General features: G+C 68.9%; 16 protein-coding genes. 8 read left to right on the forward strand and 8 right to left on the reverse strand.

Going from position 1 to position 20,718, the window contains the following annotated elements:
* The first annotated feature begins 454 nt into the window (after nucleotides 1–454).
* Entirely contained in the window at nucleotides 455–1,927 is a 1,473-nt protein-coding gene (locus ACIBH2_RS00085; protein WP_397111679.1) for a sugar transferase, read from the forward strand.
* Here the strand turns inward: ACIBH2_RS00085 and ACIBH2_RS00090 are convergent.
* The 4 genes from ACIBH2_RS00090 to ACIBH2_RS00105 all read right to left on the reverse strand — a co-directional run bounded on the left by ACIBH2_RS00090 (nucleotide 1,924) and on the right by ACIBH2_RS00105 (nucleotide 6,269).
* Nucleotides 1,924–2,757, reverse strand: a complete 834-nt coding sequence (locus ACIBH2_RS00090) for a polysaccharide lyase (RefSeq protein WP_397111681.1) — start codon at nucleotides 2,755–2,757, stop codon at nucleotides 1,924–1,926. The genes ACIBH2_RS00085 and ACIBH2_RS00090 overlap by 4 nt on opposite strands.
* 68 nt (nucleotides 2,758–2,825) lie before the next feature.
* A complete protein-coding gene (locus ACIBH2_RS00095) occupies nucleotides 2,826–3,812 on the reverse strand; it encodes an NAD-dependent epimerase/dehydratase family protein (RefSeq protein WP_397111683.1) in 987 nt (328 codons plus the stop codon).
* A gap of 25 nt (nucleotides 3,813–3,837) precedes the next feature.
* A complete protein-coding gene (locus ACIBH2_RS00100) occupies nucleotides 3,838–4,989 on the reverse strand; it encodes a glycosyltransferase family 4 protein (protein ID WP_397111685.1) in 1,152 nt (383 codons plus the stop codon).
* A gap of 44 nt (nucleotides 4,990–5,033) precedes the next feature.
* Nucleotides 5,034–6,269 (reverse strand): GNAT family N-acetyltransferase, encoded by a 1,236-nt coding sequence (locus ACIBH2_RS00105; RefSeq protein WP_397111687.1) that lies wholly within the window; start codon nucleotides 6,267–6,269, stop codon nucleotides 5,034–5,036.
* A gap of 173 nt (nucleotides 6,270–6,442) precedes the next feature.
* On the opposite strand from ACIBH2_RS00105, the gene ACIBH2_RS00110 reads away from it, so the two are divergent.
* The 6 genes from ACIBH2_RS00110 to ACIBH2_RS00135 are packed head-to-tail and all read left to right on the forward strand — an operon-like array spanning nucleotide 6,443 to nucleotide 14,359.
* Nucleotides 6,443–7,810, forward strand: a complete 1,368-nt coding sequence (locus ACIBH2_RS00110) for a polysaccharide pyruvyl transferase family protein (RefSeq protein WP_397111689.1) — start codon at nucleotides 6,443–6,445, stop codon at nucleotides 7,808–7,810.
* 13 nt (nucleotides 7,811–7,823) lie between these two features.
* Nucleotides 7,824–9,545, forward strand: a complete 1,722-nt coding sequence (locus ACIBH2_RS00115; protein WP_397111691.1) for an oligosaccharide flippase family protein — start codon at nucleotides 7,824–7,826, stop codon at nucleotides 9,543–9,545.
* Nucleotides 9,542–10,945, forward strand: a complete 1,404-nt coding sequence (locus ACIBH2_RS00120) for a hypothetical protein (RefSeq protein ID WP_397111693.1) — start codon at nucleotides 9,542–9,544, stop codon at nucleotides 10,943–10,945. The genes ACIBH2_RS00115 and ACIBH2_RS00120 overlap by 4 nt, the downstream gene beginning before the upstream one ends.
* Before the next feature lie 11 nt (nucleotides 10,946–10,956).
* On the forward strand, nucleotides 10,957–12,027 hold the full coding sequence (locus ACIBH2_RS00125) for a glycosyltransferase family 4 protein (RefSeq protein WP_397111695.1): 1,071 nt from the start codon (nucleotides 10,957–10,959) through the stop codon (nucleotides 12,025–12,027).
* Entirely contained in the window at nucleotides 12,024–13,151 is a 1,128-nt protein-coding gene (locus ACIBH2_RS00130; RefSeq protein ID WP_397111697.1) for a glycosyltransferase, read from the forward strand. The genes ACIBH2_RS00125 and ACIBH2_RS00130 overlap by 4 nt, the downstream gene beginning before the upstream one ends.
* Nucleotides 13,148–14,359 (forward strand): glycosyltransferase family 4 protein, encoded by a 1,212-nt coding sequence (locus ACIBH2_RS00135; protein WP_397111699.1) that lies wholly within the window; start codon nucleotides 13,148–13,150, stop codon nucleotides 14,357–14,359. Before ACIBH2_RS00130 ends, ACIBH2_RS00135 begins: the two co-directional genes overlap by 4 nt.
* On the opposite strand, the gene ACIBH2_RS00140 is transcribed toward ACIBH2_RS00135, so the two are convergent.
* Genes ACIBH2_RS00140 through ACIBH2_RS00155 form a run of 4 tightly spaced genes read right to left on the reverse strand, consistent with a single transcriptional unit; the run spans nucleotide 14,328 to nucleotide 19,224 of the window.
* A complete protein-coding gene (locus tag ACIBH2_RS00140) occupies nucleotides 14,328–15,848 on the reverse strand; it encodes an O-antigen ligase family protein (protein ID WP_397111701.1) in 1,521 nt (506 codons plus the stop codon). The two genes, ACIBH2_RS00135 and ACIBH2_RS00140, sit on opposite strands and share 32 nt — an antisense overlap.
* Complete coding sequence (locus ACIBH2_RS00145) at nucleotides 15,845–17,245, reverse strand: hypothetical protein (RefSeq protein WP_397111703.1); 1,401 nt, start codon at nucleotides 17,243–17,245, stop codon at nucleotides 15,845–15,847. The genes ACIBH2_RS00140 and ACIBH2_RS00145 overlap by 4 nt, the downstream gene beginning before the upstream one ends.
* Nucleotides 17,246–17,269: 24 nt before the next feature.
* Complete coding sequence (locus tag ACIBH2_RS00150) at nucleotides 17,270–17,839, reverse strand: hypothetical protein (protein ID WP_397111705.1); 570 nt, start codon at nucleotides 17,837–17,839, stop codon at nucleotides 17,270–17,272.
* On the reverse strand, nucleotides 17,833–19,224 hold the full coding sequence (locus ACIBH2_RS00155; protein WP_397111707.1) for a phenylacetate--CoA ligase family protein: 1,392 nt from the start codon (nucleotides 19,222–19,224) through the stop codon (nucleotides 17,833–17,835). Before ACIBH2_RS00155 ends, ACIBH2_RS00150 begins: the two co-directional genes overlap by 7 nt.
* Before the next feature lie 136 nt (nucleotides 19,225–19,360).
* Between ACIBH2_RS00155 and ACIBH2_RS00160 the strand changes: the two genes are divergently transcribed.
* Nucleotides 19,361–20,713 (forward strand): nucleotide sugar dehydrogenase, encoded by a 1,353-nt coding sequence (locus ACIBH2_RS00160; RefSeq protein WP_397111709.1) that lies wholly within the window; start codon nucleotides 19,361–19,363, stop codon nucleotides 20,711–20,713.
* Nucleotides 20,714–20,718 lie beyond the last annotated feature (5 nt).

The raw sequence follows: 20,718 nt of genomic DNA on the forward strand, positions 1-20,718 counted from the left end.
GGGTCGGCTCGATCGCGGCTTACGTTACAACAGTATTGGCGCGCTCCGAGGGCTCCGAGACGCAATGGGGGTTTATTAGGGAGTGCATTTCTGCGACCCGCAGAACCGAGCGTTCGGTCGGCTAATCGTTGAGTCATGCAGGATAAGTATTTCGTATGGCTGGGTAAGGTTTTGGGGCCGGTGGACCTGCGGTTCCGCGTTAGGGGTTCGTGGGGGAGTTTCGAAGAAACCGGTCGTAATGAAACCCGCAAACTCGTGGAAACATTGGTGCGCCATTGGTTTCCCGAACGCCACTCGAGACGATGTGTAACATTCGCTTTCTGGCCGTCGAAAAACTGGGTGGCCTCATCGGTCGTCATGTTGTGCGGCCCGTGGGGATTCGGCATCAGTCCGTGTGGAACTGATCAGTGGGGATCGGGACCGAGTTCTCCCGTGGGGGAGGTGCGTTCGTTTCATGAGTTTCGAGGTTTCCGCCGGGCGTGAAGTCCGCGCGAGTCGGCTGCCCCGGCCGGTGCCGAGATCGGAGCGCGAGCGGTGGCAGGTCGAGTACGTGCGCGGGCTGCGCATCGGCGATCTGCTGGTGGTCGGCCTGGCCGTCCTTGTGGCACAGGTGATTCGGTTCGGCGGTCCGGTCGACCCACCGCTCACCTCGAGCCTGCCCCTGGAAGTGCGCTACACGGTGGTCTCCATCGTCTTCGCGTTGGCCTGGTACGCCGCGCTGGAGTTCAGCGGAGCCCGCTCGCCCCGGGTAATCGGTTCGGGCACAGAGGAATACCGTCGGCTCATCGCCGCCACGCTGCGGCTGTTCGGCGTCGTCGCCATCGTCTCCCTGGTGCTGCACATCGATATCGCGCGCGGCTATCTCGCCATCGCGCTCCCGCTGGGCGTTCTCGGCCTCGTGGCGCACCGGCGACTATGGCGGCGCTGGGTGGCCGTCCGGCGCACCCGCGGCGAATACCGCACCGGCGTACTGGTGGTCGGCAGCCGCAGTGCGGCGCGGGCCATGGTGGCGGCGTTCTCGCGCGATCCGGACTCGGGCTACACCGTAGCCGGGGTGTGCACGCCCGCCGATGGCGAAGTCGCCGATCCCGCACTGGAAGTCGGAGATCGGGACATTCCAATAGTGGGTGACGACCGGTCGGTTCTCGATGCGGTCAAGCGCACCGGGGCCGATACCGTGGCCGTCACCGCCACCGATGATCTCGGCCCGGCCGATTTCCGTCGGATGGCCTGGGAACTGGATCCCTTGGGCGTGGAACTCATCGTCGCGCCGGGTCTGGTGGATATCTCCGGCACCCGGCTCACCCATCGCCTGGTGGCGGATATGCCCATGCTGCATGTGGAACGCCCGCAGTACGACCGCGCGAAATCCATTCGCAAGGCGGTCTTCGACGTCTGCTTCGCGGCGGGCGCGCTGATGCTCGTCGCACCTGTCTTCGCGGCCATCGCCGTCGCGGTGAAGGCGACCAGTCGCGGCCCGGTGTTCTACCGCTGCGAACGCATCGGCCGGGACGGGGAACCTTTCGGCATGTTCAAGTTCCGCAGTATGTTCGTCGATACCGAGGCCCATCTCAACGCCCTGTTGAACCCGGACGGCGATCCTCGGGTCACGCCCCTCGGCCGGTTCCTGCGCCGCTACGACCTCGACGAACTACCGCAATTCCTGAATGTGCTGCGCGGCGAGATGAGCATTGTCGGTCCGCGTCCTCCGGCGCGGCGCGAAGTGGACTGCTACGACGGCGTCATGCGACGGCGACTACTCGTGCGCCCCGGTGTGACCGGGCTGATGCAGGTGAGCAGGCGCTCGTACGCGACACCGGAGGAAGCGCTGCGCCGCGATCTCTCCTACGTCGAGAACTGGTCGCCCGTACTGGATTTGGTGCTCATCGCCCGCACGATCGGCGCGGTCACCCGGCGCGGCCGTTAGAGCGGAGCCAGTCCGGCCTCGGTCGTCGCCGTCGAGAACCCGTCGTGGAAGACCACGCCCTGCGGCGCGATCTCCGGGTCGCGGTAGTAACCCTGTTTGAAGTAGACCCCGCCGCCGCGCGGCATGAGGGTCCGAACCATGCACCGCGTCTGGCCCGGGCACGGCGCGGCGTCGAAGACCTGGCGCTCGCCGCCGACCCACAGTTCGATGAAGCCGACGGTGTCCTTGGTCGACCACTTCACGTGGAGTTTGATGTCGTTCCACAGATCGGGGGTGATCTGCTTGGCCCAGGGCGTCCAGGTGGTGATCGGATCTCCGGGCCCCCGGTAGGTGGAAACGACCACGCCCCAATGGTCCACGTCGACATTGGTCGGTCCGGCGGCGATGGCCAGCGGCGGCGGCCCGTCCTCGTCGGCATGCCACTGCGACACCACACTCCAGCCCTGCGTGGCGGGGAACCCCTGCTCGAAGCGGGTGCTCCACTGATACCACCGCTCGTCGCCCTCGTTGGCCCGCGTGGCCTCCTCGCCGCTCACCTCGGCTCGGTCGCCGCAGCACAGCGTGCCCGGCGTATCCCCGCGGCGCACCTCGAAACGCGCCGCGTAATCGCCTTGCCGCACCACGGTGTTCTCCACCCGCATGCTGTCGGTCGGCGTCCGGTAGTTCTCGCAGGGCCCACTGGTGACCACCACGTTCTGGCAGTTGGCCCACTGGTCGAAGTTGCCGGTCTCGAAATCGCCCACGAACGAATGCGGCCGCGGCGGAGTCTGCGGCGTGCAGGCGAGGACGCCGCAGAGGAGAACGGCACCGAATACGGCGGCCAGGCTCAACGCGGAACTCCTCCAGCTCGGAGTGCGGTGCGCCCGGACCGATACCGCTGGGGCCGACCGGCTTTCGGTCATGCCCCATCCTGCCAGGTCGCTCCGGTCACGGACGCGTACCAGGCTACCGTGCTGGTCAGACCCTGTTCGAAGGTGACGCGCGGGCGGTAGCCGATGGATCGTAGGCGGGAGATGTCCACGACGAGTTTCTCCGGATCGCCGGGGCGGTTGGCTCCGCTGTAGTCGAAGGCCGGGTGTAGGCCGGTGATGTCGCAGAGGGCCTTCGCCAGGTGGTCGATGGTGTACTCCGCGCCCGCGCCGACGTTGTAGGCCTCACCGCGCAGCGGGGCGTTGGCGGCGACGATCATGGCCGAGCGGGCCGCGTCCTCGACATAGAGGAAATCGCGGACCTGGGTGCCGTCGCCGTGGATGAACAGGCGCTCGTGGTCGCGGTTGAGTTTGGCGAGCAGATCGAAGACCACCTGTTTACGTTGGCGCGGACCGAAGGCGGAGAAGAAGCGCACCGAGGCCATGCGCAGGTCGTAGAGATTCGCGAAGACGGCGAGATAGCGCTCGGCCGCGAGCTTTCCGACACCGTAGGGGGAGATGGGGACGGTGGGATCGTCCTCGCTGATGGGGATGCGCACCGAATTGCCGTAGACGGCGGCGCTGGAGGCGAAGACCAACCGGCCCGGCCACTTCAGCACCCGCAGCGCCTCGAAGAGGCGGAACGTGGTGGTGAAATTGAGTTCGCAGTCGAAGGCGGGCCGCTCCACCGACGGCGGGACGTAGGCGTTGGCGGCCAGGTGGAAGATGACGTCGACCGGGTTCTCGGCGAGGTACGTGGCCCAGTCGAGGTCGCGAATATCGGTCTCGCGCAGGGTGATCGCCCCCGCGACGGTGGCGAGATTGTCGCGGCTGCCCGAGGCGAAGGAGTCCAATACCGTCACCCGCGCGCCCGCCGCGACGAGCAGCTCCACGAGATGGGAGCCGATGAATCCCGCGCCGCCGGTCACCAATGCCGATGTCGCGGACCAGTCCAGCTGTCGCCCTGCTGCGGTCACTTGTTCCCCCGTCGAATCTGGGTTGCTACTGCTGTCCGAGAACCTGTCGATACGTCTCGACCGTGCGCCGCGCCACCGCGGTCGGTTCGAAGGTCCGCAGCGCGCGGACGTGGCCGTTGCCGCCGAGTTCGGTGGCCAGGGCCTGGTTGTCGAGCACGGTGACCATGCGGGCGGCGAAGGCGTCGATATCGTCGGGTTCGACCAGATAGCCGGTCTCGCCGTCGGCGACCATCTCGGCGATACCGCCCACCCGGGAGGAGACGACGGGTTTACCCGCCGCCATGGCCTGCGCCAGGATGGTCGGAGCGGTCTCCTCGTGGGAGAACAGCACCACCGCCCGCGCCAGCGCGAGCTCCTCGCGCAGCCGCGCGTTGTCGACCATCCCGAGGAACTCGACCTGCTCGTCGAGCCCGAGCGCGGTGGCGCGCTCGCGGATCGTCCTCGCGTACTCGGCGTCCGGCTGCGGGCCGACGACAACCAGCCGCGCCTTCGGAACCTGCTGTACCACAAGGGAAAACGCGGTGAGCAGTCCTTCGGGATTCTTGCGCGGCGTCAGTACGCCCGCGAACAGCAGCCGCTGCTCGGTCGGCCTCGACGGGGCCAGCGCGAAGAACTCCGGGGCCGTGGGATTGGGAATGCTGACATGTCTGCCGCGCACCATCCCCGCCAAGGCCCGGGCGTCGTAGTCGGAGATGGAGATGACCACCTCGGCCCGCCGCAGCACCCGGCGCACCATGGCGGCGACGAGGTGGTAGCGCACCCGCTCCTTGAGACTGGCGCGCGCTCGCAGTTTCGTCTCCAGGTGCACCAGTCCGTGCACGGTGACCACGGCCTTGCGGCTCACCTGGGTGGCGATATCACCGCGCAGCCCGATCTCGTGCGCGTGCACCACATCCGGCCGTAGTTCGGCGATGATCGCGCGCGCCCGCCGCACGTCGAGATACGAGCCGGTGGCCACACCCAGCCGCCGCTGACCGCGCAGATATCGGATCTCCACCTTGGCGCCCTCGCGCCGCGTGGCGACGGGGGCTTCGCCGGTGTGGAAACACAGCACCGTGAGCTTGTCGATCTCGTCCTGGGCGGCCAGGGCGGGCACGAGAGTGCTTGTCACCGACTCGATTCCGCCCACCACCCGGTCCGGCTCGAGCGGATAGGTGGCGATCATGACGACGTGCACGCCCGTCCCCCTCTCTACGACTTCAGTGCCCCGCCGACGGCCGATCAGTCCGACGGTGTCGCGCCACTCGGGGTCGCGGCCCAGAGTTCGACATCGTGGAAACCTCCGTCGGGGTCGCGACGTGCTTCGGCGAGCACACCTTCGTGGCGCAGCCCGCCCGCCGAGGCGAGTTTGGCGAGGTGGGCGTCGGCCGGGTCGATGCGCGCCTCGAGGCGTTCGATCCGCAGCCCGTTCATCGCGTAGTCGACCAACAGTGCTACAGCCGTCGTCGCGGCGGCGGTGAACGCGGCCTCCGGCGAGAACTCGAGGGTCACCCGGGCATTCGCCTCGCCGTGATCGAGGAGCAGTCGCCCGAGCGGTTCGCCCGCCGCGACGGCGTCGTAGCGCACGCGCCGGGTGCGCCGAAACGCCCAGTGCCCGGTGCGCTTTCGCAGCGACACCGACCGGCCGTCGGCATCGGTGCCGGTGATGACGTCGAGCAGCGCGGGAGCGGGAGCCCAGCGCCAGCGCAGGGGCGCGCCGAGGTAGTAGCGCGTGGCGACCGCCAGCACGGCGGGCGGCGAGGCGGCCACCGTGGCGCGTCGGAAGTCGTTCCACCGCGTCCGCAGCGACCGTTCTTCTTCGGGCAGATAGCGGGCATGGATCCCCGCGGTGACCAAGGCCGCCACGAACCCGCCGGGCGGCGCGGTGGTGGTCGTGATCGCCCAGAGTTCGTGATCGCGGCGGCGGCCGTTCACGCTCATGGCCTCGATCATGGTGGCCTCGAGGATCATTCCGCTGCGCAGCGCGGACTGTCGCGCCACCCGATTGCCCAGCGCGGCCGGTGCGGTGATGCGGCGCAACCCGAGCGGCCCCAGGCCGTAGTCGGTGACCAGGCCGCCCGCGATGGAGCCCACCCCTTCACCGGCGCGTCGCGAATCCATCCAAATGCCCAGCTCCGCCGAACAATTGATCGGATCGATGGGCATGAGATTGCACTGACCCGCGAATTCGCCGTCGACCTCGATACTCAACGGCAGTGCGCGACCCGCGGCCATGGCCCGCCGCTGCCGCAGGTACTCGCGAATCCACCAGCGGCGGCGGTGCCGCTCCTCCCAACTCAGCGCGGAGGTGACCCAGAACGGTTCGATGAATCGCCGGTCCCGCAGCCGCAGTTCCCGCCAGCGCGGGAAATCCGATAGCCGAGTGTTTCGGACAACCACGCGATGTCCGGCGACGAGTACGGGCCCGAGACGAACCCGACGGAGCGCGGAGCGGGTGACCGCGTCGCGAGGCGACATAGCCACGAAGCTACCGGACATGACGCAGGCGGGCGGGGCGACAGGAAAATTCGTCGCGGTACAAACCGGGAAACCGGCAAAGAGTCTGTGGGTGTGGCTGGCTGCGATACCGTTGGCGGGCAAGGAAGTCCAAGCGCACCGCGCGGGTCCGTCGCATGACCGGGGGAGGTCGAATGGGAACCGGACTGCCGTGTGAGGGTGCCGGGCATCGCATCCTCATCGAGAACAGCGAGTACTGGCTGCGCAACTACGGCGATCTCGCCATGCTCGAGGTGACGGTGCGCCGCATTCGGCGGCGTTGGCCGCGGGCACGCATTGGCATCATGACCGAATCGCCCGCTTTGGTGGCGGCGTATTTTCCTGGGGCGGTAGGGATCACGGTCGGCGCGGGTGATCCATGGGGGCGTAACCGACCGCTCGACAGGATTGCCGCCCTGGTGGGTCCCGGGGTCGTCGGGCCGGTCGCCATGACCTGGCTGCGCGCACGGGCATGGGCGTTGCCGCGCGCGATTCGGGCGAGAGATCGCCTGCGCCGCAGCGAATCGGGCACCGCGCCGACGAGTACCTCGACGTCGAACGAGGTCGATGCGACTCCTCGCATCGAGCGCAGACATCCCGGTGCCGCCCGGGCGGTGCGTGAGGCGTCATTGGTCCTCGCGCTCGGTGGCGGCTACCTCACCGACGCCGATCTACCGCAGGCCGGTCGCCTGCTCGATCTGCTCGAATACGCCGGTGCCGCAGGCATTCCCACCGCCATGGTGGGGCAGGGGATAGGCCCGATGCGGGATCCGGAGCTGCGCGAGCACACTGCGCGGGTGCTCGCCACGATTCCCGTGCTCGCGGTGCGCGAGCGACGGCGCGCCCCGGCCCTGCTCGAATCGCTGGGGATCGGCGCGGAGGCGTTCGCGGTCACCGGCGACGACGCCGTGGAACTGGCGGTCGAGGCGCGAAAAGAGCTGCCCGGCAACGATATCGGCGTCTGCCTCCGGATCGCCCGGTACGCACCCGTGGCCCGCCGCGCTCAGGACGCCGTCGGCGCGGCCGTGCGCACCGTCGCCCGCGAGTTCGAGACCCGCCTGCGACCGCTGCTCATCGCCGAGACACCCGGCTCCCCGGATCGAGCGACCACGCTGCCGCTGGTCCGCGGCGGTGCGCACACCGCCCCGCAAGCCCGATTCGTGAGCGCGCGCGAGCTGCCCGCGCGCGTCGCCGACTGCCGCGTACTCGTCACGGGCGCATACCATCTCGCGGTCTTCGCGCTGAGTCAGGGCATTCCGGTCGTCGCGCTCACCTCCACCGAGTACTACGACGACAAATTCCTCGGCCTCGAGGAGATGTTCGGCGGCGGTATCCGGCTGATCCACCTCGACGACCCGGAATTGGAACAGCGCGTGGCGACCGCCGTGCGCGAGGCGTGGAAAGAGGCCGACAGCGTGCGGGAGGCGCTACGCGCCGCGGCCGACGACCAGGTGGCGGCGAGCAGACAGGCCTTCGAGCGCGTCTTCACCCTCCTCGAGCGAACGCACGCCGACCACGCGTAGAGATGGCCCGGGCATGCACAGATACGATGGGAATCAGCCGGACCGGCCTCCCGTGCGGGCCTACGACATCATCTGGCGACACGTATCCGATGCCCCCACACTGGAAATGCCGGTGGCCGACGCCCTCGCGGGACCGCCACCAGTCCGGCGTGGCGACCGGCGACCGGAGCTGGCGGCGGACACCGACGGCCCATCGACACTCACCCGCCGCATCGGGCGCGTGGCCGTCGCCTCCGCCGTCGCGCTGATCTTCACCGAACTCGTCTCCTTCGGCCAGACCATCGCGCTGGCCCGGCTGCTCAGCCCGGCCGAGGTCGGCATGTTCGCGGCAGGGACGGTGCTGACCATGCTGCTGACCACCTTCGTCGAAGGCGGCCTGCGCTCGGCGCTGGTGCAGCGGGAAGGCCGGATCGCCGATGCCGCCGACACCGTCTTCCGCGCCTCGGTGCTCTACGGCATCGCCGTCACGGTGACCGCGCTCGCCGCCGCGCCGATCGTCGCAATGATCTTCCAGGACCGGACCATCGGCCTCATCGCCGCCGCGACCTCCGGCTTCCTACTGCTGTTCGCGCTCGTCAACGTCCCGGAAGCGTTGTTGCAGCGGGAATTCAGCGTGCGCCGCCGCATCGTCGTCGGCCCGCTCGTCTCGCTGAGTTTCTGCGTGGTCGCGGTGGCGTTGGCGGCCAACGGCTTCGGCGTGTGGAGCATGGTCGCGGGCAGCTACGCCTCCTACCTGGTCTGGGTGGTGTCGGTGTGGTGGCTGGCGCGCTGGCGGCCCGGCCGTGGGCGCGCGTCGTATCGGCTGTGGCGCGAGCTGGCGCGCTTCGGCTCCCCGGTGCTGGTGGGCATGATCGGTTCGCGGGTGCAGGCCACCGCCGAGGCGGCGGTGGTCGGCCGCGGACTCAGCCCGGCCGCGCTCGGGCACTACCGCTACGGTCAGCGCATCGCGCAGATTCCCGTGCGGTTCATTGTGGAAGTCGGTGCGTTCTCACTGTTTCCGGCGTTCTCGCGCATTGCCGAAGAGGGCGATGCCGACCGGCTGAAAGCCGCCTACCTGCGCGCGCTTCGACTCGTCACGGTGGGCGCGGCCGCGCTCACCGGACTGCTCGTCGCGATCGGCGAGCCCGCGGTGGTCATCGTCTTCGGTGAGCGTTGGCGCGCGGCCGGTGCGGTACTGGTGGCCATGGCCGGACTCGGCCTGGGCAAGGCGTGGATGAGCGTCAGCGAGGAAGCCATCAAGGGCGCGGGCCGCACCACCCTGCTGAACTGGCAGACCGCGATCGAACTCGCCCTGGGCATCGGACTGCTCTTGGCGTTCATCGAATTCTTCGGCTTGATCGGGGTCGGGCTGGCCACCTCCGCCACCGCGCTCATCGTGGCCGTGGTCGTCATGGGTTTGGCACGGTCGGTCACCGGCGTATCGGTGGGTGCGCTGCTGCGCGCCGTCCTGCCGCCACTACCGGCCGGTGCGCTGGCGTTGGCGGTGTGCTGGATGCTGGAGCACCGTGTGCTGCAAGCGGATACGCGATCAATACCGGTCGGTATCGGACTCTTGGTGATCGACGCGATGGCATTCGCCGCGATCTATCTCTCGGCGGTGGCGGTCATCGCCCCCGATCTCGTGCGCGGCTTCGCGCGGCTGGTCCCGCGACCGGGTCGCGGGCGGCGTAACGGCAGTTCCCCGGGCGCGATATCCGAGAACGTCGGGCCCCGACCTTCGAGGGAGACGAATTGAACAGCGCCGCAGGAGTTCACGTCAACCGGATTCGGCGTCGCGGCTGGCTGGTCCTGGTGTTCACCGTGGTCGCGCTGCTGCTCGCGGTGGTGTCGACGCGCGAGATGGGACCGACCTACACGAGTCGCGTGGCCATGACGGTCGGTTCGCCGAACCGCGCGCCCGATCAGGACGCGGTGCTGTCGGTGGGCTACGCGCAGTACTTCGAAGATCCCGCCTACCAGTCGAAACTCAAAGCGGCGGCCGGTATTCCGGCCGAGGTCACCCTCGCGGCCCGGACCGTCGCGTCCGGCCCGATCCTCTATATCGAGGCGACGGCGCCGACGCCCGAACTCGCCGCCGACGCCGCGCCCAAGGTCGGTGGCGCGTTCCGCGACGAGATCAATGCCCGGCTGCGCGCCGCGCAGGATGCCGCCATCGCGGCCGTGCGCAAACCCTTCGACGACATTCGCGCCGCCAATGGCGTGGTCAACGATGTGTCGCTGACCCAGATGCAGGATCAGATCAATCGGATCAATGCCGACACCTCCAACCGGCTCATCGATCTGCAGCTCGCCTCCGAGGTGGTGCGCAACGAGCCGATGCGGTGGCCGACCCTGCTGGCCTACGGCGTCGGCGGGTTCCTGCTCGGCTGCGTCGCGGCCGCGCTGGCAGGGGCGCTCACGCGGCGGCTGCGCACCGACGACGACCTCGAGGCCAAGCTGGGCCTGCCCGCCCTCGCCGTGGTGCCGGGCGCGCAGACCAAGGACGCCGCCGCGCGGGACAAGGCGCTCAAACAGGTGGTGACCGCCGTCGGACTGGCCGTGCCGGTGGAGCGCGGCACGGTGGCCGTCACCGCGCCCGGCGCGACCGACGGCGTCGAGACCGTGGCCCGCACGCTCGCCGAAGACCGTGCCCGACAGGGCGTTCGGACGATTCTGGTGCACGCCGATCTGCAACGACCGCACGGCACCGGCGTCGGTGAGCTGCTCGCGGGCCGCGCCGATATCGACTCGGTGCTGCTGCCCACCCGGGATCCGCGGTTGCGCGAGCTGTCGCCCGGCAGCACCGGCGAGGACCCGTTCACCGCCGTCAGCCGCGAGCGCTTCGCGCGACTGCTGACCATGCTGCACGACCGCGCGGATTTCGTGGTCGTTGTCGCGCCACCGGTGCTGGAGGCGGTGGAGACCCAAATCCTCACCGCCGCGGCGGAAGTGACGGTGCTGGTCTGCGATCGCGCCACCACGAGAATAGGGGAGGCCCGACGCGCGCTGCGCATGCTGCGCGCCGTCGACACCAACGTTCTGGGCGCGGTCCTCGTCGACACGGGCGGGGCCTCGTCGAGTACGGCCGCCGCCAGCGCGCCTGCGCCCTCGGTCACGGGCGATCCGGTGTTCACCGCCGTGCGCGGCAGCGAATAGTCGAGGGCGCCATGAACCGACAACGGGCCCTGTGGGTTTCGACGAGCATGGCCACGCGCGGCGGGGTGGCGACCTTCGTCCGGGATATGCGCGATACGCCGCTGTGGTCGGAGTGGAACATCCGCCACGTCGCCACGCACCGCGACGGCTCGATCGCAACGAAACTGCTGACGTACTGCGCGGCCCTGGTCGTGTACACCTATCAGCTGGTGGTGTACCGGCCCTCGATCGTGCACGTGCACCTGTCGTCCTACGGCAGCTTTCCGCGCAAGTACCTCCTGGAGCTGCTGGCCCGTGCCTTCGGCAAACCCGTTGTGCTGCATATGCACGGCTCCGATTTCAGCGTCTTCTACGCCGACGCGCCCCGCCCGCTGCGCGCCGCCATCCGCGATTCACTGCGCGGGGCGGCGGTGGTGGTCGCCCTCGGCGAGCATTGGGCGGCGGCCCTGCGCGAGATCACCCCGACCGCGCGAATCACGGTGGTGTCCAATTCGATTCGCCCCTCGGAGCCGGTCGACCAGCGTGCCGACGGACCCGTGCAGGTGCTGTTCCTCGGCGAGATCGGCGAACGCAAGGGCACCTTCACACTGCTCGAGGCCTGGCAGCGGATGATCGCGGCGCACGACGGCGGCACCGAGTACGCGCGGCTGACCCTCACCGGCCACGGTGAGGTGGACCGCGCCCGCAAGATGGTCGCGGATCTCGGTATCGGCCCCAGCGTCGAGGTCACCGGATGGCTTCCGCTGGCACGGATTCCGGAGATCGTCGGCCGCTCCCAGGTCCTGGTGATGCCGACGCATCGGGAGGGCCAGCCGATGGCGATTCTGGAGGCGATGGCGCGCGGCCTGTGCGTGGTGACCTGCCCGGTCGGCGGCATCCCCGACATGATCGACGAGACGTGCGGGGTCATGGTGCCGCCCGGTGCGGTCGAACCGCTCACGGCGGCGCTCGACACGGTGGTGCGCGAGGGCGAGCTGCGCGCCCGGCTCGGCGCCGCCGCCTTGGCGCGGGTACGCGCGCAATTCGATATCGAGGTGGCCTGGCGGCGCTTCGACAGCATCTATCGCGAGCTGCTCCGATGAGCGCGCGCCGTCCGATCCGGGTGCTCTACGTGGTGCCGGACCTCGGCGTCGGCGGGGCCGAACGGCATGTGACGACCCTGATGCCGAATCTGGACCGCGACCGCTTCGAGCCGTCGGTGCTGTGTCTGGGCGACGAGGGCGCGCTCTTCGGTGAGCTGGCGGCGGCGGACGTCCCGGCGCGGGCGCTGCATCGCACCAAACGCCAAGCGGTATCGGCGTTGCGCGAGCTGATCCGGGTCATGCGCGCGCAGCGCCCCGATGTGGTCATCACCCGCGGGTACAACGCCGAGGCGCTCGGGCGCATCGCGGCCTGGTGCGCCGGTGTGCCGAAATCCATTGTCTGGGTGCACAACTGCGGCGATGTCGAACCGCGCGGCCGGGTACGCGCGCTGGCCGACCGACTCCTGGACCGGCGGACCGCGGCCTACTTCGGTGTCGCGCGGGCCCAGATTCCCTATATGACGGAGGATCTCGGCTATCCGGCCGCCAAGATCACCATCATTCACAACGGTGTCGACCCCATGGCCTTCGCCACCGCCGACGATCGCGGCGCGACAACCGATCTCGGGCTCGGCGAGGGCGATCTGGTGGTCGGCCTGGTCGCCACCCTGCGTCCCGAGAAGGATCACGCCACCTTCCTGCGCGCCGCGCGGCTGGTCGCCGACGAACTGCCGACGGCCCGGTTCCTGGTAGTCGGCGACGGTCCGATGCGCGCCGAGATCGAGGCGCTGGTAACGGAATTGGGGCTCGCATCGCAGGTGGTGCTCGCGGGCTCGCGCCCCGACATTCCGGCGCTGCTGCGCGCCATGGATGTGGTCGTGCTGAGCTCCTACAGCGTCGAATGCTTCCCCATGGCGCTGCTCGAGGCCATGGCCGCGGGCAGACCCGCCGTCTGCACGGCGGTCGGCGGCGTCCCGGAGATGCTCGTCGAGGGCGAGACGGGCTACCTGGTGCCGCCGCGCGCCCCCGAACCGCTGGCGCGACGGCTCGTCGAGGTGCTGTCGGACCCGGCCGTCCGTCAGCGCATGGGTGCCGCCGCCCGGGCGCGCGTCGAAACGCACTTCAGCCTGAAGGCGAGTATCGCGGCCACCGAACGGGCCGTGGAGGAGGTCGTGAACCGGTGAGCCGACACATTCTGATCCTCGTGGAGAACCTCTCGGTGCCCTTCGACCGCAGGGTCTGGCAGGAGAGCCGCGCCCTGGTCGACGCTGGCTACCGGGTCACCGTCATCTGCCCCATGGGCGCCAAACAGGACCGCGAACCCGAAGCCGTCGTCGAAGGCGTTCGCATACTGCGCTATCCGCTGCGCGCGGCCACCGGCGGACCGGCCGGATACCTGCGCGAATACGGACTGGCGCTGTGGCACACCCTGCGCCTGGCACTGCGGGTGCGCCGCGGCGGGCCGATCCACGTGGTGCACGCCTGCAACCCGCCCGATCTGCTGTTCCTCATCGCGCTCGTCCTGCGGGTCGGCGGCACCCGATTCGTCTTCGACCATCACGATCTCGTCCCCGAGCTGTTCCACTCGCGCTTCCCGCGCGGCGGCACGGCGCTGTACCGCGTGGCGGTGCTGCTCGAGCGCTTGACCTTCCTGTGCGCGGACGAGGTCATCTCCACCAACGAGAGCTATCGCCGGGTCGCCATCGAACGCGGCGGCATGCGCCCCGAACGGGTCACCGTGGTGCGCAGCGCACCCGACCTGTCACGCTTCGTCCCCCGCGAGCCGGATCCGTCGCTCAAACGCGGAAAGCGCTATCTGGCAGCGTATCTGGGTGTGATGGGCCCGCAGGACGGCGTCGACTTCGCACTGCGCGCCCTCGCGCACCTGCGCGACGAACTCGGCCGCACCGATGTGCACACCATCTTCATGGGCGGCGGCGACGCCTACGACGACCTCGTCGCGCTCGCCCACGACCTCGGCCTCGACGACACGGTGGAGTTCACCGGCCGGGTGCCCGACGAATTCGTCCAGACCTGCCTGTCGACCGCCGATATCTGCCTGTCGCCGGATCCGCGCAATCCGCTCAACGACGTCTCCACCATGAACAAGGTCGTCGAGTACATGGCCATGTCCAAACCCCTGGTGTCCTTCGAACTCGTCGAGGCGCGGGTCTCGGCCGCCGAGGCCGCGGTGTACGTGCCCGACAACGACGAGCGGGCCTTCGCGGTCGCCATGGCCGAACTGCTCGACGATCCGGTGCGGCGCAAGCGCATGGGAGAGTTCGGCCGCGAGCGCGTCGAACGCGAATTGTCCTGGGACACTTCGCGAAAGAACCTGCTCGGCTGCTACGACCGGGTGTTCACGAGACTGTTTCCGACTTCCGTGCTCTGAGCGCCGCGCGATGCGCCCGGCCCGCCTCGAGCGGGTCGACGGGTGTGCGCGCCGTCGCGCGATCGGCCGCGCCGACCGCCGCGCCCGCGAGCGCGAACACCAAGGTGCTCGGATAGTCGAACAGGCGCAGATCCACGAAAACGCCCGCCAGCACCAAGGAGATGAACGCCGTCCCCGCGATGAAGGCCAGCGGGCGACCCATGATCCCCTCGGCCGGGAGCCGAACGAACGCCAGCACCAGACGGCGCGCGATGAGCACCAGCACGGCCAACCACAGCACCAGCCCGATGATCCCCAGTTCGGCGAGAATGCCGAGTTCGGTTTCGTGTGCCGGGATGCCGAGACCGCGCGACCACGGCGTATCCGGGGACCACTGCTGGTGGCGGTAGGTGTTGATGGAGACGAAACGGCCCAAACCCCAACCGCTCCAAGGCTTCTCCAGAAACGCCCAGATGGCGGTGGCATTGGCGTTGAGACGGTCGTACACCTCGTTGGTCGAGGCGACGCCACCGGCGCTCCGATCGGCGCTGGTGAACGCCGACCAGTTCATGGCGATCATCGACACCATGCCGATGGCGGTGACGACGAATCCGGTGCGATAGCCCTTGCCCAGCACGATGCCGAGCAGCACCACCACCGCGAAATCCAGCCAGATCGACCGAGTGTAGGTGAGAAAGACGCCGTACGCGCAGGCCGCCGCCACCACACTCAACACGATCTGCTGCCAGCGCGGGCGACGCTCGGTGCCGAGCAGGACGAGGGCGAGAACATAGCCGACGATCAGGATGAGGCCGTTGACCTCCGGCTGATTCGGCAACCCCACCGCGCGCTCGGCCCACGCCGGTGCCAGCACAATGTATTTCGGCCAGACCAGCGCGTGCGGACCGTGGAACTGGAGAATGCTCACCCACGCCGAATAGGCGCTGCACGCCAGCAGCGTGAGAATGAGGAACCGCAGCGCGGACCGGGTGCCGAAGATCATGCGGGAGATCAGGTAGGTGGCGAACGGAATACCGGTGCCGATGATCAGGTAGCGCCACAGGTCCAGCTGCTCACCGGTGAGGGGATACAGAATCGGCTGGTATTCGTGCGGTTGCAGAATCGAATTCAGATTCCACAGCAGATACAGCGCCATGGCGCATTCGATCGGCCCCAGTGACACCCGACGGTCCGGGCGGCCCCGCACCCAGACCAGCGTGGCGATGATGAGCCCGCCGAAAGCCAGTACGAACGGATCGGTGGTGGGCAGGATCTTCGGAATCGCCGGACGCAGGAAGGTCGCCACCAACAGAAAGACGAAGGCCCACCGAGGATCTCGCAGACCGATCACGACCAACACCGCCGCGATACCGCCCGCCGCCGCCACCGTGCCGACGCCGCCGGGCGCCTTGTCCGACACCGCGAGCACCGCGGCCAGTCCGAACGCCAAGGCCGCGGCGACGGCCAGGAGATATCCGAGGCGGCTCACCGCCGGGGTGCGAACCGTCATGGGGCAGACCGGGTTCCAGCGAACGGCAGGCCCGCGAGCACGCCGCGGCGCGGCGCGGAATCGACCAGGACCGCCCCCAGTACCTCCGCGCCGACCTGGTTGACCGCCCGCACCGCCTCCTCGACGTCGCCGACCCGCGTCTGCCCGCTCTCGAGGACCAGTACGGTCGAATCCGCCACATCCGCCACGATCTGCGATTCGGGCGCGGTGCTCAGCGGCGGCACCAGGACGACCACCAGTTCGGCGAGCTCACCCACGGACTGGATCAGAGCCCGGACGCGATCGCGGTCGAAGAGCGGATACGGATCGGGATCGGCGCGGCCGGAAGCTATTTCGGCGAAGTCGAACGCGCCGGTGCCGTGCAGGAGATCGCGGACGTCGGCGACCGAGCCGCGCAGGTACTCGGCGACACCCGGCGTGGAGACCGATGTCGGGCCGCCGCGCAGATCGGCATCGACGAATACCGTGCGGGTGCCCTGCGCCGCGCGGTGCTCGGCGATCGACCGGGCCAACAACGCGCCGTCCGCGCCCGCCGAGATCGGCGCCACCACAATCGAAGTCGGCGATCCGGTACTCGATTTGGCGACGAGATTGGCGATATGGCGCAGCGCCACCTCGCGGCGCGCGTCCCGGGCGAGGCCGCCGCCCGCCGGGACGACATCCAGCGGCCGGACCCCGGTCTTCTCCACCACGTCGTAGTCGGTGTACAGCCGCCGGGTCGCCGCACCGGCCAGCAGCGCCGCCACACAGCCGAGCAGCAGCCCACCCACCAGACCCGTCGCCAGGGTGCGCGTCGTGCCCGTGCCCTGCGCGATCGCGCCCGCGCCGGACTGCAGAATGGTGAGCCGATTGGAGCTGTCGGCATTGAGATGGTCGATCTGCTGTTGCAGCTGCACCTGGGCGCTGTAGGCGTTCGGGTCGTTGGCCCGCAGCCGGTCACCCCACACCCGCATCATGGCCGCCGTCATATCCGCGGTGGTCTGGTCGCGGCTGGCGTCGAGGCGGTCGTTGACATCGTCCACATAAGCCTGGGCGACCTTCGGGGCCGCGGCCTTCGCCGCCTCGGGGGTGGCCGCGACGACCTGGACGTAGAACAGCGGACTGCCGGTCACGAATTCGGCCGAGAATGCGTAGATATCGGTCGGGAATCCCGGCCGCTGCTTCAGATTCGACTGGTACGTCGGATCATTCAGGTAATAGGTATAGCCCTGCGCCAGAATCGCGTCCTGGGTCGGCGGGCGGGTCGATCCGGCGGAGACCAGGACGCGGCTGGTGTAGGTGGTGGTTCTGCCCTGGGTGCTGAGGTACGCGCCGAGCACGGTGACCAGAGCGATCGCCACCACGAGGAATCGGCGTCGCCAGATCCGGTCCACCAGGACTTGCGGTGTATTCGTCAACGGACCTCCGTCACTGTCTCGGCGTCATCGGTGGTCGATCTCCACCACGACCCGGGTCGGATCGCTGAGCCCGGTCACCCGAAACCCGCGCTGGGGGGTCCGCAGCCCGATGAACACCTGGGTCACGCCGCGTACCTCGCCCGCGAAACGCACCTCACCGACGGACATCGTCGCCGGGTCGGTGAGTGTTTCCGGGCCCGAATACCGTGGCGCGGCCGAGCCGAACGGGTTGGCGGCCTCGCGCACCAGCACCTCGATCACCGATTCGCCCGCTATCGGCAGAATGGCCTGCGTGGTGTTCTGCACCGCCTGGCGCACGTAGTGCACCGCCCAGCCCGGAACGGCATCGCCGGTGAAGCCCAAGGTGACCTTGTCGGTCGAATCGCCACGCGTGAGAGCGATATTCGTGAGTACGACACCGACCGCGTCCGGATCGGGGGTGCGGTTCTGGGCCGCCATGCGGTCGATCTGCTCCATGGAGGTCGGCGGCGGGGTCGGCGGCGGGGGCTCCGCCTCGTCGCAGGCCGACGCCAGGCCGACGCCGAGCAGCGAAACGACCGCCAGCACAGTGGTTTTCGCGGTGCGAGTCAGCACGGCGACCCCTTCCCGTCCGATGCGGGGTGCGTGGACTCCACCACCGCGGCCTTCAATTTCCCGCTCGGCGGGCGTGGCAGGCGCTCGACCACCCGCAGCGCCAACTCCTGCCCCGGGCCGAACAGGCGGGCGACATTGCGGCGCGCGTGCGCGTGGGTCCGCGCCGCCGAGAAACCGGTGCCGGGCACCACCCGCAATTCGAAGACCCCCGGCCGCAACTGCGCGACCTGGGCCTCGCGCAGCCCGCTCAGATCGTCGACGATGCTGGACGGCAAGGGGAGTGGACGGCCATCGGCGGCGGTGAACGTATCCTCCACCCGGCCGTCCACCACACCCAGCAGCGGGAAGGCCCGACCGCACGGGCACGGGCCCGGCGCGGCCGGGAGCACCTCGTCGCCGGTGCGATAGCGCAGCAACGGGAATCCGCAGTTCTGCAAGGAGGTTCCGACAATCTCCCAGCGCTCGGTGGAGCCCTCGACGGGCAGCAGCTCCACAATGCCGTAGGCGGGGAAGACGTGATAGCCACCGGCCTCGCACGTTCCCGCCATGGCCACCCGCTCGGTCTGCCCGTAGTGATCGACCACGGGCGCGTCGAACACCTCCTGCATGAGCGTGCGCTGCCCCGGCGCGATCATCTCCGAGGACGTGATGACCGCGCGCACCGGAATCCGCAGCCCGCGATCACGCAGCAGCGCGGCGAGCAGCGCGATACTCGACGGCCACCCCTCGATGGCGGCGGGCCGGAACCGGCGGATCTCCGCGACGATCACATCGACCCGATCCGGCGTCAGGTAGTAGCTGGAGACCAGCAGTTGCCGCGCCCCGGGCACCGCGATGGTGGGCCGACCCCGCTGCCCGGTGGCGAAATCACTGCCGCGCAACACGACTCGGCGAGAATCCGCGGAGACCCCGAACCAGCTCCACTGCCGCTCCAGCACCGCCAGCTCGAAGACCGAGGAGGTGATGGTCCGATAGCAGGTGATGGGCGATCCGGTGGTACCGCTGGAGTGCACCGACCACATGAGCCAGCGTGGCAGCGTCCGGAAATCGTCGGGGCGCTCGGCGAGCTCGTGGCGGGAGATGAGCGGTAGCCGCCCCAGGTCCTCGACCGTGCGAATCGACCGCGGGTCGATACCGGAGGTGCGAAAATACTCGCGGTAGAACGGCGATCTGGCCGCCGCGACCCGAACGAGGTGACGTAGACGACGCTCCTGAAACTCCCGAATCCGTCCCGCGTCGGCCCGATCCAACCGTTCGAGCTGACGGCGCAACGAAATCCGCCGCGGATGCGCGCGCCGAAGCCGATATTTCAGACTCAGGCCCGCACTCGGCAGTGACATCTGACTCAAGACCCCCAGCCGCCACCCCGCGCGTGTATCCGGCATCGACATCAGGTCCCCCGACCGCGACGGACACGGGAACCGTCGCGAGTTGCACGGCACGATGATAACGCGAACGAATCGCGGAACACATTGGTATAAAGCTATTTAACGGTTTCTACGATCCCTCTGGGGGTGCGGCGTGGACGTTCGGAACCAGCGCGGGGGCCGGGAACTGGCGGTGAGTGTCTTCGGGCTCGGATATGTCGGGTGCGTGTCGGCGGCGTGTCTGGCGGCGCGGGGCAATCCGGTGGTCGGGGTGGATGTGAATCCGCAGAAGACCGCGTTCATTCGGCGCGGGCAGACACCCGTGGTGGAGGAGCGGATCGGGGAGCTCATCGCCGAGGTGGTGGCGGCCGGGCGGCTGACGGTCGCCGACGAGGTGGCGAAAGCCGTTCTGGCCACGGATATCTCGATGGTGTGCGTGGGCACCCCGTCGGCTCCCGGCGGTGGGCTGTCGACGGCGTACCTCGAGCGGGTGAGCGAGCAGATCGGCGCGGCGCTGGCCGTCAAGGAGGGCTGGCATGTGGTGGCCTACCGGAGCACCATGGTGCCGGGGACGTGCGGCAGCCGACTGATTCCCATTCTGGAGCGGACCTCCGGGAAAACCGCCGGGGTGGATTTCGGGGTATGTGTGAATCCGGAATTCCTGCGCGAGGGCAGTAGTGTGCGGGATTTCGAGAATCCGCCGAAAACGGTTGTCGGCGAATCCGACGAACGGTCCGGCGCGGCGCTCATGAGCCTCTACGACGGACTTCCGGGGCCGCGCTTCCAGGTGCCCATCGCGGTGGCCGAGATGACGAAATACGTGGACAACAGTTTTCACGCGCTCAAAGTGACCTTCGGTAACGAAATCGGCGCGCTCTGTTCCGAACTCGGCCTCGATTCCCATGCCGTCATGGATATCTTCCTCGCCGACACCAAACTGAATATCAGTCCGGCGTATCTGCGCCCCGGTTTCGCCTTCGGCGGCTCGTGTCTGCCCAAGGATGTGCGCGCGCTCAATCACACCGCGCGCCAACACGATCTGGAGCTGCCGGTGCTGCAGAACGTGCTGACCTCCAATGAGGCGCAGCTGCGGCGCGCGGTCGATCTCGTCATCGCGCTCGGTCGCCGCCGGGTCGGCATCTTCGGGCTGTCGTTCAAATCCGGCACCGACGATCTGCGCGAAAGCCCCATGGTGGAGTTCGCCGAGCGGCTCATCGGCAAGGGCTACGACGTGCGCGTCTACGACGCCAATGTGGCGCTGTCTCGGCTGATGGGAGCGAACCGGGCCTTCATCGAGGAGCGGCTGCCGCATATCGGCGAACTGCTCACCGACGATATCGAAACGGTGGTGGCACACGGGGAGATCTACATAGCGGGCACCGCCGAACCCGAGGTGGTGGCGGCCATCGACGGCCTCGGACCGGACCGGACGGTCATCGACCTGGTCCGGCTGCCCGGAGCCGCCCAACGTCGGCTGCGGCCCGGATACATCGGCATCGGTTGGTAGCGGCA

This window comes from Nocardia sp. NPDC050406, from assembly GCF_044459025.1.
Lineage (GTDB): Bacteria > Actinomycetota > Actinomycetes > Mycobacteriales > Mycobacteriaceae > Nocardia.